The organism is Methylomonas sp. LWB (assembly GCF_001856095.1).
GTDB classification, from domain to species: domain Bacteria; phylum Pseudomonadota; class Gammaproteobacteria; order Methylococcales; family Methylomonadaceae; genus Methylomonas; species Methylomonas koyamae_A.
In genome coordinates, this window is sequence record NZ_MKMC01000045.1 from 92,457 (window position 1) to 107,651 (window position 15,195).

A 15,195-nucleotide genomic window follows, 5' to 3' on the forward strand; every position below is an offset into this window, starting at 1 on the left:
ACCGCGATGCGGTGCTTGGACATTGATAAATAGCGATGCGCTCGGCATCGCGGCTGAAAAAGTCGCCGTTGGCAGGCGGACGGTCCGGCGTCAGGCCGGCGCGCTACCGGGCGGACTGCTTCCGCGCGGTTCAGATCTTGGGCGTTACGTTGACGATGTCGCCATCCTTCAAAAACGCCCCGCCACCGGCGATCAAACTGGCATCGCCGGAGATGCCTTCGCGAATTTCCACCCAGTCGCCGAGTCGGCGGCCGGTGACGACGCTACGTTGAATCACCGACCTGGCGGTTTGGTCCGCCGAGCCGGAGGGCTTGGCGATTTCGAACAGGTAATCGCGGCCGTCCCGCAAGACCAACGCGGTCTGCGGCACGACCAAGGCGGTTTGCGCGCCGACGACGATGCTGCCTTGCAAATACATGCCCGGCTTGGCCCCGGCGTTGGGAATATCGACGTAAACCAGCGCGTTGCGGGTGGTATCGTTCACGGTCGGCGCGGTCATCCGCACATTGCCGATCACGCTGCCGCCGTCGGGCAAGCTCAATTCCACCGCTTGGCCGACGCGGATTTGCGCAAGCTGTTGGGCATTGACCTCGGCTCGCCACTCCACCCGCCCCTGGCGCACCAGCCGGAACAACTCGGTCCCGGCCGCGACCACGTCGCCCAGGCCGGCGCCGCGCGCTGAAATCACGCCGTCGTCCGGCGCGACGATATGAGTCTGGCTCAAGCGGATCCGCTGGTTTTCCAGCTCCGCTTGCGCCAAGGCCAGATCGGCGCGGGCGGTTTGCTCGGCAATCACGTACTCGTCGATTTTTTGCGACGACAAGGCGCCGCTGTCTTGAATTTCGCGGGCGCGGGCGGCGTCGGCCTGGGCCTTGGCCAGATTGGCCCGACTCTTGTCGACGCTCGCTTGTTGTTTGTGCAATTCGGCGAGGACGGTGTCGTCGGCCAACACCGCCAAGTCCTGACCGCGCTTAACCCGGCTGCCGACGTCGACCAAAATTTGCTTGATGCGCAGACTGCCGATTTCGGCGCCGATTTTGGCTTCTTGCCAAGCCGCCACAGCGCCGTTGACCTTAATAGCCACCGGCCACTCCTGTCTAGTCGGCACCAGCGTTTCGACCGCCAGCACCGCCTTGGATTTAGCGGAGACCGCCGCCGGCGCCGGCGCGCTGGTCAGAGCCGGTAACGCAATGCTTAGACCGGCCAAGGTTAACCCGGCAATCCAGGTCGGTATCGAAAATGTTTGGCTGATATTCATAATGACTCCTCGCGCTGGGTGTCGCCGGCGCTCAATTGCGTGTCCTGGGCGCGCCAACCGCCGCCCAGCGCCTTGTACAACGCGATCCAGTACTGCACGCGATTTTGTTGTTGGGTGATGTGACTGATTTCTTGGGTGATCATCTGGCCGCGCGCGTCCTCCAGCGACAGCAGACTAAGACCGCCTGACCGCCAGTTGAGCTCGGCCGCGCGAAAATACTGGCGATATTGCTCGGCGCTACGGCCTTCCACGCGTTCCCGTTGCTCGGCACCGCTCAGATTGACCAGGGCTTGCTCGACTTCCTTGACCGCGCTGCGAATGTCGCTCCGGTAGGTAGCCAGCGCGCTGGCGTAAGCCGCTTCAGCGCTATCGACCTTGGAGCGCAATTCGCCGCCGTCGAAGATCGGCAAGGTAACGGTCGGTCCGATCGACCAGGTGTTGCTGCTCAAGGTCAATCCGGTGGTTTCGGTTTTGCGCTTGCCGATAGAACCAGTCAGGCTGACGCTAGGATAGCGTTTGGCGACCGCGTTGCCGATGTCGGCGCTGGCCGCCGCCAACTTACGCTCATCGGCGGCCAAATCCGGCCGCTGGGTCAGCAAATCGGCCGGCACACTATCCACTTGAAATTGCGCGGGTACCGGTATGCCGCCGCCAGCCGCCAGCCAAGCGCGTAAATCGGCTTCGGCCAGACCGGTCAATGCCACCAGGGCCTTGACGGTGTTGTCGCACTCCGTGCGTTGAGCGATCAGACTGGATTCGCTGGCATGCAAGCTGGCCTCCGCCAATACCGCGTCGGCCGGCGACGAAAATCCCGCACCAGCCAGCACGCCGGTCAAGCGCGCGGTGTCTTGTTTGGAAGCGATCGCGTTTTGATAGGCGGTCGCCGTCAGTTGACAGGCCCGGTAACTGACGTAATCGCTCGCTACCTCGGCCGCCAAACTCACTTTAGCGTTGTGCAGCGTCAATTCGGCCGCCGCCAGTCGGGCCTGCTCGGCCTGCCGGTTGAAGGCGAACTTGCCGAATAAATCCAACTCCCAACTGGCATCGAGACTACCGGACAAAATTTGGGTAATGCCGGTATTGAAACTCGAGCCGCTAGTGCTGGTGGTTTGCGCGCCGGTGCCGGTGGAGGTGCCACCCTTGGAGCGAGTGAAAGCCCCTTTGGTGGTCAGGCTGGGCATGCCGCCCGACTCCGCGCCGGCCAGGCTGGCGCGCGCCGACGCTATATTCGCCACGGCTTGCTCCAGCGTCGGATTATCCTGTTCGGCGGCCTGGAGCAAACGGCTCAACACCGGATCGTTGAACTGGCGCCACCAGTCCAGCCGCTCCGCCGCGCCGGCGGCTTCGGTCCTTTGGGCTTGCCATTGGGCAGGCGTGTCGATGCTCGGCCGGACATAGTCGGGAAACACGCTGCATCCGGCTAACGCGCCGCCGGCCAGAATAGTCAATAAGGTCGCTCTCACGCAGACCTCCCGTCGGCAATGCCGAACAAAAACACCTTAACGACAAATTCGACGTGGGCGCGGGCATCCCAGTCGGCAGCCAGGCAACCGAATAGCGCCTTGTTTCTCGGCTCGGCGACCAACATTTCCAAGAATAGGGCCGCCGCGCGCTGACGCTCTGAAGCGGATAACCCGCTTATCTCGTCGTGGCCGCGCAAATATTCGGCAATCATCTGGTAAATCCGTTGAGGACCGCTGGTTTCGATCAAATCGCTCAGCTCCGGAAATTGCCGCGCCTCGGCAACGCCCATGCGGTAAAACGAGATCATGTCGGGCTGCATGACTTTAGCCAGCAATGTTTCGCCGAGCGCGGTCAAACCCTCGCTGCAAGACATCGTCGCCAAGCCATCGATACGCTGCAGTTCGGAAATATCGGTTTCGACCAAGCGGTCCACCGAAGCCAGCATCAATTCGGCTTTGTTTTTATAGCGTTCGTAAATAGTTCGGGTCGAAGCCCCGGCCGCCGCCGCAATTTTAGCGATACTGGTGTTGGCATAGCCCTCGCGCATGAACAGCGCCAGAGCCTGATCCAGCAGATAGTCGTTCCGCTCGGTTTCGGTACCGGCTCTCGGCCGCCCTACTTTGGGTTTGTTCATCGTTTCCGCTGCCATAATTTGCTCCGGGAAAATAAAAATAAAATGTTTCGTTTTTATTATTCCCGAAGAATCGCCTCCCGACAAGTACCAATGCAAAAAATATTGGCGTTTTTCGCAAAAACCCGCTGATCTAGGCATCCGACCCGCCGGCGGCTTGCCGACGGCCTCACGTCGCCGCGCTGAACCGCACCGACTTGACGAGCCTCTCGATGCCTACGCGCGGCCATTAATTTCCGGCCTCCTTTGTTTGACTATCGTCCGAATCGGCGGACTCGAGCGGATCGTCTTCCCGCAAGTCGCCCACTTCGACCGCATAACGCCGATGCGATAGGAAGGCGTTCTTGAAAAAGTCGTACCGGTCGATTGCCGCTTCACTGGCGATTTTTTCGATCGCTAAGTGATCGGCGCGTTTGTCGACCGCGCTTAAGGCACCGGAACCCATCGACGCGGCCACCGGCAGGCCGAGATAGGTGACCGGATTCAGCGCCGCGTCGCCGACCGCGCTACCCAAGCCTCGAACCGAACTCGGCCCCAGCACCGGCAACACCAAATACGGTCCGGTTTCGACACCCCAAATCGCCAGCGTCTTGTCAAAACTTTCCTCATGCTTGGGAAAATCCAGCATCGTGGCGACATCCACAAATCCCGCCAGCCCCACCGTGGAATTGATCAGCAATCTGGCGCCGTCCAGGCCGGATTGCGAAAAACTCCCTTGTAAGGCCTCGTTAGCGATCACGCCAATATCGTCCACGTTGCTAAAGAAATTGCTGATGCCGCGGTTAGCGAAGTCCGGCGTCACCGACCGGTACGCCTCCGCCGCCGGTTTCATCAAGTAATCGTCCAGTCCGTCGTTGAACGACTGGACTTTTCGATTGTAGTTTTCGTAAGGATCTCTCGGATCCGTCGCTGGCGTGGCGGCGCAGGCGCTCAACAAGGCGAACGTGCCGTTCAAGATCAGTGTTCTAGCAAACTCAACTCGCATATTCATATAAGCCTGTGTAATAGTTGGTAAAAACCCCGCTTAAGAGCTACAACCGTTTACCAGCGATTTTGAATAATAACTAAACTAAACGGTATAGTTAAGATTAGGCTTGACCCCGCGCGCTTGTCAAACAAAAATATACCGATTGGTCTAGTTAAGGAGTCGAACTTGAGAAAGAAAAGCCCGGCGCGTCGCCAAGCGATTTTGGATGCGGCAAAAACCACCTTCGAGAAATTGGGATTCGAACGGGCCACGATGGCGGACATTGCCGCTCTGGCGGGCGTATCGAAAGCAACTTTGTATAGCTACTTCAGTGCCAAAAACGAATTATTCGTGGAATTGATAGAAGCGTCCGCAGATCAACATTTGGATCAGATGCACTCGATCTACGTCGGCGAACAAACCAATTTCGATCCCGACGAAATTCGCTCGACCCTCGCCCTGCTTCAACCGTCGGAAGATGTAGCCTTCACCTTAAAGCGGCTTGGCGAGCGAATATTGAGCGTGTTTTTCACGCCGCAACGGCTAGCGTTAAAACGCATGATTGTTGCCGAATCCGGCAAGGGCCAAATCGGTCGTCTGTATTACGAACGCGGGCCGGGATTAGGCATGAAATATTTAGAGCAGTATTTTGGCGAAGTCATCGCGGCGGGTCGACTGCGCCCGGCCGATCCGAAGCTGGTGGCCGCGCATTTTCACGGTTTGCTGGAGTCGGAGATCTTCGAACCCTGGTTGCTGAATATCCTGCACGAACTGACGCCGGATTTGATCGAAGGCGTGGTCGAACGCGCCGTCGACGTTTTCATGAGAGCGTACGGCCCGGAGCGCGACCAAAATAACTAAGCATAGGGTCTCGGCGATTGGCACGGCCGCTTGTTGGTGGATGTAACGCGGGCGCTAAACATTCTTACGCTCCCAACCATAAATTCGCCTAGAGGCACTATCCGTCGGGCCGTCCGGCATTACCCGAGTCGTCTGGTTGTAGACCATTTTGGCGATATACGTCCTTTTGGATATAAACGCCTTGGCAATGGCGGCACGATCTTGCGTCGGGCGCCGTGGAAAGCCTCTCCGCTAACACCGCGCGAGACCCTTAAAATTTGGGTTAAGTTGGTTTGATTTGACAGGGTTGTGACATTTAGTTGAAGCAGGGGCCCATCAAATCAGAAATCTTCGAAAAGGTTTAAACGGAGGATAGCGCTAAAAAACAACCCCCTGGCCCAAATCCTGCTCAGGGGGAAGCATGGACGTGCTCTCGCAACGTTTACGCCGCTACTACAACAGTGGTCAATGTATGAATTTCAAGAACGATAGGAATAATTCTAATCTTGAATACCGCAAGCCTCATCGTGCGGCAATCTAGCGCTAAATCCACGCCGTATTCCATGAACGACTTAGGCGCTGATGCTGTTTTTGCGGCGGTTGATACCGAACAAACTCAACAAAGCGGTGCCAAACAACCATGCCGCGGCTGGCAGAGGTACCGCCGCGACCGGCGCGATGCTCAGATGACCTATAGTCGTGCTGAGTTTTGCTCCGGTAGCACCCAAAAAGCCCGAGTAGGAAAAGCCACCCGCTTGATGGGCCGGATCCGGCAAGAACTGCAGGTCGCCGTCAAGCATACCGGTCGTCGCCAGATTATCGACGACGTTTACCAGTTGGAATAAGGTGTTGTCCGGAAAGCCGGGTGAGTGGTCCACTAGGTTCCACGTACCGCCGATTTTTTGCAACGTCCAATCCTCGGACGACAGATAGGTTGACAGCGAAGGAGCGGTAAACCGGAAGGCGCCGCTAAGGCCGATAACCCCGACCGAGGAATTGCTGGTATCCATCGTCGTCGCCTGAATGGTGCCGGCGGTACCGAAACCACCGATGACGATCGTCGTCGTATTGGTGTTAATCGGTGCCTCGAAAGCACCGGTAAAGCCGCTAATCGCGGTTCCGCCGGCGAGAGAGCCGCTTATCATCGTGTTATTAAAGGACGAATCGAAAAAAGTCGTCGGAGCCCATCCTGAAGCGAGAAACGCCGAGTTCCAAACACCGTTTAGCGAGATGGTCGCTGTTCCTGAGACTAGGGCCGCGCTAGCGGTTTGCGGGGCCAGAGTCGCGGCGGCCAACATCATAGCCAATCCCGCGAGTTTAGTTTTGCGTATTGCGTTAATTTCCAAATTCATTTAATTACCTTGTTTCAAAAAAGAAGGGTTGAATGGATAAACTTCTCAACTGTGTGTGCGTCACTTGCTTTAACCCTCTTCAAGGCAAAAGCAGTCTTTCCCGGCATCCCTACCCGTGACACAGCAACCCGGCTATCTTGCCTACAAGACCCGTGGCTTTCCGGCCCTGCCTCGCGACAGGTTTGGCTAGCGCTCAAAATAGAGCACTTACTGGAAAGCAATAAAAAGACCAAAGAACAATCACTATAAATTTCATATACTTATTAAAAACCAAAAACCCCTGTTAATTCATTCGACCGTCGGCTCTACGGGATTTGACACAGTTCTAATTAATTGTTGCGGCATATGCCATAGTCCAAGCTGATTATCGATGAGCCTCAACAACTTAGAAGCCTCCGATAAGTCCGATGAAAGTATTAGTCCGACTGCAGGATCCTGACATTAAGAAGAACCCGATCCAATTTCAAAAAGGCTTCGATTTGATGGATTTTCTGAAGCTGTAAACTACCGATGCCCAGTACGCCGAAACCCTATTTCAGGCACGATGACCGCCGGTTTTCAATACCCAAGTTATGGTGGTTTGTAGTGGTCAAGACCCGCAAACTTTGTCAATGTACGGCCTGTCATCACCCAGCGCCACTGACCAACAGGGACGCTGTTTGAAGGTACCAAACGGCCTCTGACGGTGTGGCTTCTGGCGATCCAAGCCCAAAGATTCGCCGTGCCATCTAGCCGAGTGTTGGCATCGATTCAACCACCTATTCGATCTGCAAAGACTATGATGATCAGGTTTTTTTATCGCGGAGGCCAATACTCCGCCATGGCAGTCAGGGCGTTTGTTCAAATTGACCGAGGCTTATGAGTAATCAGAACGATATATATAGGACAATTACCATTGGCTCCTTGAACCGTACTGGTCATGGCCAGCTTCAAACCGACGGCGTTAAAAACGGAATTCACCTCGTATTCCTCGTTGGCCTTGGTGGGACATGCCTGGACATCATCAACATCAAAGCGGTGGTCGATGGGCGGATAAGCGCGACGAACGCGACGCGATCAAAGCACTCGCCTTCCCTGCCGATCTGCGGTTCCCGATTAGCGGCCAAATAGCTAGAACATGCGACGGTGAACCGAAATGCCGGGGTTTTTGAGGAAAATTCGACAGTAGACCGCGCAAAATAATGAGCTCACGGCCCGGACGACCGATAAAAAGCGCTTATGCGCAATCGGTGGCGTTTAGACGACTGGGAGCACGAATTCCGGTTAAATTTTTACTAGACGCTTATAAACATATTCAATTTCCTTGAGCTCTCGTATACCTATAAACAGAATATGTCGGCAAAAGTCATTTCATTTTTTTTCATACTGCTTTTTTGCACCGCTATTTCGGCAGAAGAGCTTGTAACCATCGGGATGTTATCCCCTCGGCCCATCCCACAGGAACAAGCGAGATGGAATAACTTGGCCGAATATTTGACAAAATCGCTTCCACGTTATCATTTTGAGGTAAAAGTACTCGATTATCCGGGACTTGTACGGGCGATAGGAGAAAACCGTTTTGAGTTTGTGTTGACCAACCCTTCGCATTATGTATTGCTTTCGCATAAATTCAACTTAACTCAGCCGCTGGCAACTTTAATTAATCGCGAAGCTAGTTACAGTTTAAGTAGTTTTGGCGGCATCATATTCACGACTCAGGATCATACGGATATTAACTCTTTAGCCGACATTAAAAACCGCAAAATAGCAGCCGTTTTTGAAGATTCGCTGGGGGGTTACCAGGCGCAGCTATACCTGTTTAAGGCGGAGGGCTTAGATTTACCTAATCCGAAAGATATCGTTTTTACCGGCATGCCGCAGGATAAAGTCGTTGAAGAAGTGCTCGCCGGCAGAGCGGAGGTTGGGTTTATCCGCTCCGGTATTTTGGAGCATATGGCCGAGGAGAATAAAGTCGATCTCAATCGCGTTAAAATCATTCATGCCATGAATTCTCCCGGCTACCCTTATCGACATTCGACGATATTGTACCCGGAGTGGCCGCTAGTGTCCGTCAGCAATATCGACCCACAGTTAAAACGCGATTTGGTGAGCACGCTGCTCTCCATGAACAACAACCGGGAGTTAATCGATAAGCTAACTATTGGCGGCTTTGATCTGCCTGCCAATTATTCCCCGGTGTACGAACTTTTACATGCAATACACGCCCCTCCGTACGATCGCGTCGATCGAATCACCCTGCTGGATTTTTTGAAGCAATATTCTTGGCAAATTATTGTATTCGGCGCCATTGTACTGGCATTGCTGGTAACGACTGTTAGAATAAAAATACTGAACATTAAGTTAAAAAATGAGAAAGTTTCGACTTTTCACCTTTTGCAAATCGTTAAATCCAATGAAGAGCAACTGCGTTCCATTGGTAACAACTTACCCAATGGCTATATTTTTCAATATACAATCTCCACGGATGGCGAGCATGAATTTAAATTTATCAGCGCCGGCGTTGAAAAGGCGCATGGACTAAAAGCGGAACAAGTTCTGAAGCATTCCGCATTGCTATTAACTCAATTAGACCCGCAATATAAGGTTTTGCTTGAGGAAGCGGAAGCAGACAGCGCCAGGAGATTAAGCGATTTCTCAATCGAACTGCCGTTTTTGCATGCTAATGGAACAAACCGTTGGTTTCAGATAAATTCCCGACCCAGATTGGTCAATGATCTAACGGTGTGGGATGGCGTGGCGATAGACATCACCGAGCGTAAGCTGGCCGACGAAGCTTTGAGTCTTTCGTCCGAGCGCTTGCAACTGGCCACACGCGTCGCCAAGATCGGCATATGGGACTGGGATATCGTCAAGAACGAGTTGGTGTGGGATGACTCAATGTACCAACTCTACGGTATTCAACGAGGCGGCTTCAGTGGCGATTACGACGCTTGGATACGGACCATTCATCCGGAGGACAAGGCGTATATAGACGGAGAAATTCAGGCCGCCCTGCGGGGCGAGCGCGAGTACTCGCCTGAATTCCGCATCATTCATCCGGATGGCTCCTGCCGCTATATCAAGGCGGACTCGCAGACGATACAGAATAGCGAAGGCAAGCCTCTGCGCATGATTGGCACCAACATGGACATTACCGAGCGCAAGCGGATCCAGGAAGCGATGCAACGTAGTCAGTCGGCGCTGGAAGAGGCGCAACGTATTGGCCACATTGGTAGCTGGGATGTGGATATGATCAACGATGTGTTGATTTGGAGCGACGAAATATTCCGTATTTGGGAGATCGACAAGACGCAATTTGAAGCGACGTTTGCCGCATTCTTAGCGACGGTGCACCCCGAAGACCGAGACAAGGTGACATTAGCCTATAACCAGGCGATCATCGATAAGAGCGTGTATCAGGTCGAGCACAGACTGCTATTCCCGGATGGCCGCGTGAAACACATCCATGAACGCGGCGAGCCTTATTTCGACGAGGATGGGCGACCGGTGCGTTTTATCGGCACCTCATTGGATATTACCGAGCGCAAACAGGCAGAGACTGAGTTGTTGAGCTACAAGGACCGGTTGGAGGATACCGTTCGGCAACGGACCTCGGAACTGTTGTTAGCACGAGATGCCGCCGAAGCCGCTAACAAGGCCAAAAGCATATTCCTGGCCAATATGAGCCATGAACTACGCACACCGATGAATGCCATACTCGGATTCTCCAATATCATGCGCCGCGATCCGCATCTAACCGAACACCAGCGCGAAAACCTCGATATCGTCAACCGCAGCGGCGAACATCTCTTGACCCTGATCAACGACGTACTGGAAGTCGCCAAGATCGAAGCCGGACGGCTGCAACTGGAAACCACCGCCTTCGATTTAGGCGGGCTAGTGCGGGAAGTCACTGAAATGATGCAACTCCGCGCTCGGGAAAAAGGCTTGTCGCTGACCCTGGATCAGTCATCCGAGTTCCCGCGCTATATCAAGGCCGATGAAGCCCGCATTCGTCAAATCATCATTAATTTGATCAATAACGCCGTGAAATTCACCGAGCAGGGCGGCGTAACGCTGCGTTTGGGCGTCAAGAACAACGCCCGCCAGCACATATTGATCGAAGTCGAGGACACCGGACCCGGCATCGCGCCTGAAGATCATCAGCGCCTATTCGAGCCTTTCGTACAGCTGACGGAAGGAGGCGGACAACGCGGCACCGGCTTGGGGCTGACCATCACCCGCCAGTTTGTGCGGATGATGGGCGGTAGCATCGCCGTCGAGAGCACCCCGGGTAAGGGATCGCTGTTCCGGGTGGATTTGCCACTGGAACTGGCAAGCCCTGCCGATATTCACGGACCGGAAATTCGAACACCTGGCGAAGTGGTGAGTCCGATACCAGGAACGCCTCGGTATCGAATCCTGATTGTCGAGGATCAGCGCGAGAATCAGTTGCTGCTCCGCCGCCTGATGACAGACCTCGGCTTCGTCGTGAAAATAGTAGAGAACGGCCGACAATGTTTGGACGTGTTCCAAGAATGGCGCCCCGACTTGATCTGGATGGATAGGCGCATGCCGGTCATGGACGGCATAGAAGCCACCAAACGCCTGCGTCAATTGCAAGATGGTCAAACGGTAAAGATCGTCGCCGTCACCGCCTCGGCCTTCAAGGAACAGCAGCAAGAAATGCAGGATGCGGGGATGGACGACTTCGTGCGCAAACCCTACCGCTTTAACGAAATCTACGAATGTCTGACCAGACAATTAGGCGTGCAATATATTTATACCGACTCGCAGCCGACCGAACCGGATACCCTGCAATTGACGACTGAAAGACTATCCGTATTGCCCCAAGAATTACGCAACGAACTCATCCAGGCGTTAAAAAGCCTGGAACAAGAACATATCGACACGGTGATCGAGCAAGTTCTCCCTTACGATTTAGTCCTCTACAAAAACCTGTCGAAGTTGGCGGAAAATTTCGACTACCCAAGCATTCTCAACGCATTGCAGGCAACCACACTCCAACTGCCGTGAATACCTCCGTTTACACAAAATTTGGGACACACCCCAATTTCGGACTGGATTAATCGTTTTATACCCTGCCGGCGATTCTAGTTCGCTTGCTCGAAAGACTTTTAGCCTAGCGATTGGGATTCCGAGACTTGCGCGAATAGCTTTTTGCCTTGCGCGCAAGGCTAGTAGCCTTGCGATTGGGACTCGGAGACTTATGCGAATGGCTTTTTGCCTTGCGCGCAAGGCTTTTAGAGTTGCGTTCAAGGCTCGGAGCCTTGCGATTGGGATTCCGAGCCTTGCGAGAATGGCTTTTTGCCTTGTACGCAAGGCTTTTAGCGTTGCGTGCAAGGCGAGTAGCCTTGCGATTGGGATTCGGAGGCTTGCGCGAATGGCTTTTTGCCTTGCGCGCAAGGCGAGATGCCTTTCGATTGGGTCCGGGCATCCGGCGGCAATCGTCTACTAGCGAGCAACACGGCCCGCCAAGCTCGCGAACCGAGCGCTAAGCCCGATAAACCTGGCGCCGGACACCGTGCCGATAGCCGAAACACACTTAAGATAAAATCGGCGCCGATCGCGGCGAGCCGGGCCGGCCGGCGCACCGCAGGGCAAGGGAATGGGGACGGTTGGCGGGGCTTAGCTGGCCGCTTTGGCTTTAGCGCCGCGATTAAAACGCACCGACATGGCTTCGCGCAAGGTTTCCAGCGCGGCGCCCTTGCCGGCGATCTTTAACGAGGCATAGGCGTCCAAGCAGAAACTGTAAATATCGCTACCCAGCGCCATGTCGGTATCGTCGCCGCGAGTCATTAACTCTCGCAAACGGTGCAGGCGCGGACGCAATTGATCCAGCGCGGTCAAGTCGGCCACGGCTTCCCCCATATCCAGACTCGGCGGCAAGGCTTGCCGATTTTGACTGGAGACGATCAACGTCTGCCGGCAAAAGGCTTCGGTCTTATCGCCCATCTTGGCCAGATTGCGCCGCTCGTCGGGCGACAGGCTAAGAAAACCGGAGAAGTGGTTTTCCAAAACACTCAGCGCCGTATCGATTTCAGCGAGCGCGCTGTCGGTAAAATTGATCGAAATTAAATTTTGAGTCATCGAAATCTCCTTAAACCTAAAAAGGGCAGTTGGCGTGTATTGCGGGCCGTTCGTGCTGAGCAACGTCGAAGCATGGACGGCTCGCAATACACTCACCAAACGGGTGAATGAAAAATCCCGCGCGCCCTTCGACAGGCTCAGGACGAACGGGATTTTTCATCGCCAAACTGCTCTTTTTAGGTTAAAACGGATTGCCGGACACTCGGAACGACAGCTCATTCCGAGTGTTAAAGCGCAGACAGTTTTTAGAGAAAATGAATGAATTTTTTTGCTAGTCTAAATTTATACCGAATTGCTTTAAAAACTGACGATTCGGAAAATAGCGAACTACGGATAAGCCAAGCCGCCTACACCTATCGATCTTCTGGCAATCCGGCAGGAACGGCACGCGGCGCAATCGAAGTGGCGCCGGATGACAACAATGGTCTAAATTTTCGAGAATATGTAGGGCACGCATCGCGTACCATTGAGAGGGCATCTTGACAACGAACGCCAAAAGCTACGCGGTGCGTACTACCGGACTTTGGCCAGATTAATCAAGGTAGGATGGGTAGAGCGACAGCGAAACCCATCAAATGATTTAAGGCCTTCGTGATGGGTTTCGGCTTTGCCTCTACCCATCCTACCGAGCTGACCAAATTAAAGCTTACGAAGACGAGCATGTTGTTATACCCGAAACCGAGCCGAAGGAAGTGCTACGTTTTTTGGTGGAACAGCGAGGATTAAAACAAGAGGATTTATCCGATTGCGCTCCTCAAGGACGTATATCGGACATATTGGCTGGAAAGAGGTCGATTAGCAAAGACCTGGCGAAACGCTTTGCACAGCGTTTTCATGTTAGGGCTGATGTGTTTTTATAATGAAATTCAGGCTTCGTTGATACACGCGGAATGACAGCTCATTCCGCGTGTTAAAGCGTAGACAGAAAAAATGCCTGAGGATTCGGAAAATAGCGAACTACGGATAAACCAAGCCGCCAATGTCAATCGATCTGCACCCAGGCGGAAATGGCATGCGGCGCAATCGAAGTAGAGCAGGAAGACAACGATGGAAAAAGTGTACGCGAACGGTTGGCTTGATGTTTCTGGTACGACACCGGCCGCTGAGGATGTTGGCGAAATTTTCCATTCCTAAGTTCAGCGAATGGCAACTTTTCGGGAAGCAACCTTTTGTCCTCTTTGGCTCGACCCGGTCAAAAGTAGCCTGACGGATTAGAAGTATCAATGACAAATGTCCAGTCCAAAGCAGGCGTAGGGTGTGGTGAGTTTACGAACCGCACCAATTGCGAACGATGCGCTTCACGCTGTTCAGCACATCCTACGGCCCTGTGTTTCTAAATTGTTTTCAATAATCCTAGTATTGTAGTCATCTAAGTATCTTTGTAACTCATCCCTATCAACTAGTTTAATTTTTGCGCTCAAGGCAAGTTCTTTAGCTGATGGCGTAAAATATCTGTTTGTGATAACCATGCCATCACTACAAGAATAAAATTGTTTAGCAGCTATAACTTCTTGAACGGCCTTGTTTCCAATGTTTCCCTGATAATTTTTCGCTTGAACAACTATTCTTTGGCCAAACGATTCAATAAACAAATCCGCTCCTTGATCTTTACCTTTAGGCGTACTTTTTACTTCACAACCTTTTTTCTTAAATAACTCAACCAGAAAATCCTCAAATTCGTAACCATCCATCCCATCAACAGCATAAATTGTTATATATTGATCAGGATTAAAATTTTCAAGCGTATGCTGAAATCTTTTCACCCTTACCTTTAAGTAGATATTCTCACAAATATCGTAGACATCTTGATGACTCCGAGTTGCATAGTCAATATTCGTTACATCTCCATATGGATCAACGTTTCGCGAATACAAGACGCTTTCTTTAAATAAGGTGTTATCATAAATATAATGAATTAACAATGGAAGCTCATATCTAAAAAGATCGCCTTTTTCCTCTATCCAGGAGACTAAGGTTTCCTCTAGCGAGTCTTTTATGTGATGTAAAGTTTTATCAATAAAATTATTAAAGCTAAAATTAAAATCCGTTGATATAACGAGCTTTTCAAGCAACCCTGGGTATTCGCTAATTTCATCGAAACCCAAGTTAAGTAGCACCTGCTTAAAAAGATCAAAATCATTAAATTCTACTGAAGATGCAGTATTTCTTAACGCATTTTTGGATGATAAAAAGCAATAGTTTATAAAATACGGACTCTTAAAAGAGTTATATTTTGATAAAACAGCATCTAATTTGCCATCTATTTTTTTTTGCTCTTTCTTTTTGAATAGAATGTCACCAATAATTCCTTTTGATTTATACTCAAACTCAGGATAATATTCAGGTTTTAGTGGAATATTACTGTCAATACCTCCACACTGCGGGCAGCTCTTGTGGAAATTATAGGAGTTGCATTTATAGCATTGATAAATCATACTTAATTCCATCAAAATAAATAAAACCTCAGGCTTGTTAACCCTTAGCAGGCTGTTGAAATTTAAAAATCTGCTCCAATTTTGCCCCCAAAAACGTATTTCCCGCAAAATAAAATTTTGTAAGTCCTTGATTGTTCATTGCAGCCAAATGCCTTTTA

Annotated in this window: 9 protein-coding genes and 1 riboswitch; of the genes, 2 read left to right on the top strand and 7 right to left on the bottom strand. The window is 52.2% G+C overall.

Translation table 11 applies throughout. The features are described 5' to 3' along the window. Positions 1 to 130: 130 nt before the first annotated feature. The 4 genes from BJL95_RS16725 to BJL95_RS16740 all read right to left on the bottom strand — a co-directional run bounded on the left by BJL95_RS16725 (position 131) and on the right by BJL95_RS16740 (position 4,344). Positions 131 to 1,258, bottom strand: coding sequence for an efflux RND transporter periplasmic adaptor subunit (locus BJL95_RS16725; RefSeq protein WP_071159546.1), 1,128 nt, complete (start codon positions 1,256 to 1,258; stop codon positions 131 to 133). Beyond that, on the bottom strand, positions 1,255 to 2,721 hold the full coding sequence (locus BJL95_RS16730) for an efflux transporter outer membrane subunit (RefSeq protein WP_071159548.1): 1,467 nt from the start codon (positions 2,719 to 2,721) through the stop codon (positions 1,255 to 1,257). Before BJL95_RS16730 ends, BJL95_RS16725 begins: the two co-directional genes overlap by 4 nt. Then, positions 2,718 to 3,371, bottom strand: coding sequence for a TetR/AcrR family transcriptional regulator C-terminal domain-containing protein (locus BJL95_RS16735; RefSeq protein ID WP_217631700.1), 654 nt, complete (start codon positions 3,369 to 3,371; stop codon positions 2,718 to 2,720). Before BJL95_RS16735 ends, BJL95_RS16730 begins: the two co-directional genes overlap by 4 nt. Before the next feature lie 211 nt (positions 3,372 to 3,582). Continuing rightward, on the bottom strand, positions 3,583 to 4,344 hold the full coding sequence (locus tag BJL95_RS16740) for a VacJ family lipoprotein (protein ID WP_254786834.1): 762 nt from the start codon (positions 4,342 to 4,344) through the stop codon (positions 3,583 to 3,585). Between the two features lie 162 nt (positions 4,345 to 4,506). On the opposite strand from BJL95_RS16740, the gene BJL95_RS16745 reads away from it, so the two are divergent. Then, the gene (locus tag BJL95_RS16745; protein WP_071159550.1) at positions 4,507 to 5,181 is read left to right on the top strand and encodes a TetR/AcrR family transcriptional regulator; all 675 of its coding nucleotides are present in this window, start codon (positions 4,507 to 4,509) and stop codon (positions 5,179 to 5,181) included. 551 nt (positions 5,182 to 5,732) lie between these two features. Here the strand turns inward: BJL95_RS16745 and BJL95_RS16750 are convergent. After that, positions 5,733 to 6,512: a hypothetical protein gene (locus BJL95_RS16750; RefSeq protein ID WP_175463741.1), complete on the bottom strand. Its 780-nt coding sequence runs from the start codon at positions 6,510 to 6,512 to the stop codon at positions 5,733 to 5,735. 119 nt (positions 6,513 to 6,631) lie between these two features. Then, a riboswitch (cyclic di-GMP riboswitch) is annotated at positions 6,632 to 6,709 on the bottom strand. A 1,135-nt stretch (positions 6,710 to 7,844) separates the two neighbouring features. On the opposite strand from BJL95_RS16750, the gene BJL95_RS16760 reads away from it, so the two are divergent. Then, positions 7,845 to 11,528: a PAS domain-containing protein gene (locus BJL95_RS16760; protein WP_083386119.1), complete on the top strand. Its 3,684-nt coding sequence runs from the start codon at positions 7,845 to 7,847 to the stop codon at positions 11,526 to 11,528. Positions 11,529 to 12,140: 612 nt separating this feature from the next. Here BJL95_RS16760 and BJL95_RS16770 read toward each other — a convergent pair. Continuing rightward, positions 12,141 to 12,602 carry a hypothetical protein gene (locus BJL95_RS16770; RefSeq protein ID WP_071159558.1) on the bottom strand — a complete coding sequence of 154 codons (462 nt, stop codon included), beginning with the start codon at positions 12,600 to 12,602 and terminating at the stop codon, positions 12,141 to 12,143. A 1,307-nt stretch (positions 12,603 to 13,909) separates the two neighbouring features. Further along, positions 13,910 to 15,145 (bottom strand): restriction endonuclease, encoded by a 1,236-nt coding sequence (locus BJL95_RS16775; RefSeq protein WP_139306295.1) that lies wholly within the window; start codon positions 15,143 to 15,145, stop codon positions 13,910 to 13,912. Positions 15,146 to 15,195: the final 50 nt, after the last annotated feature.

What these genes read in the sequence shown, in the direction of transcription:
- BJL95_RS16740 (WP_254786834.1), bottom strand. Translation starts at nt 4,344, where the DNA reads ATGAATATGCGAGTTGAGTTTGCTAGAACACTGATCTTGAACGGCACG.
- BJL95_RS16770 (WP_071159558.1), bottom strand. Translation starts at nt 12,602, where the DNA reads ATGACTCAAAATTTAATTTCGATCAATTTTACCGACAGCGCGCTCGCT.
- BJL95_RS16735 (WP_217631700.1), bottom strand. Translation starts at nt 3,371, where the DNA reads ATGGCAGCGGAAACGATGAACAAACCCAAAGTAGGGCGGCCGAGAGCC.
- BJL95_RS16750 (WP_175463741.1), bottom strand. Translation starts at nt 6,512, where the DNA reads ATGAATTTGGAAATTAACGCAATACGCAAAACTAAACTCGCGGGATTG.
- BJL95_RS16760 (WP_083386119.1), top strand. Translation starts at nt 7,845, where the DNA reads ATGTCGGCAAAAGTCATTTCATTTTTTTTCATACTGCTTTTTTGCACC.
- BJL95_RS16725 (WP_071159546.1), bottom strand. Translation starts at nt 1,258, where the DNA reads ATGAATATCAGCCAAACATTTTCGATACCGACCTGGATTGCCGGGTTA.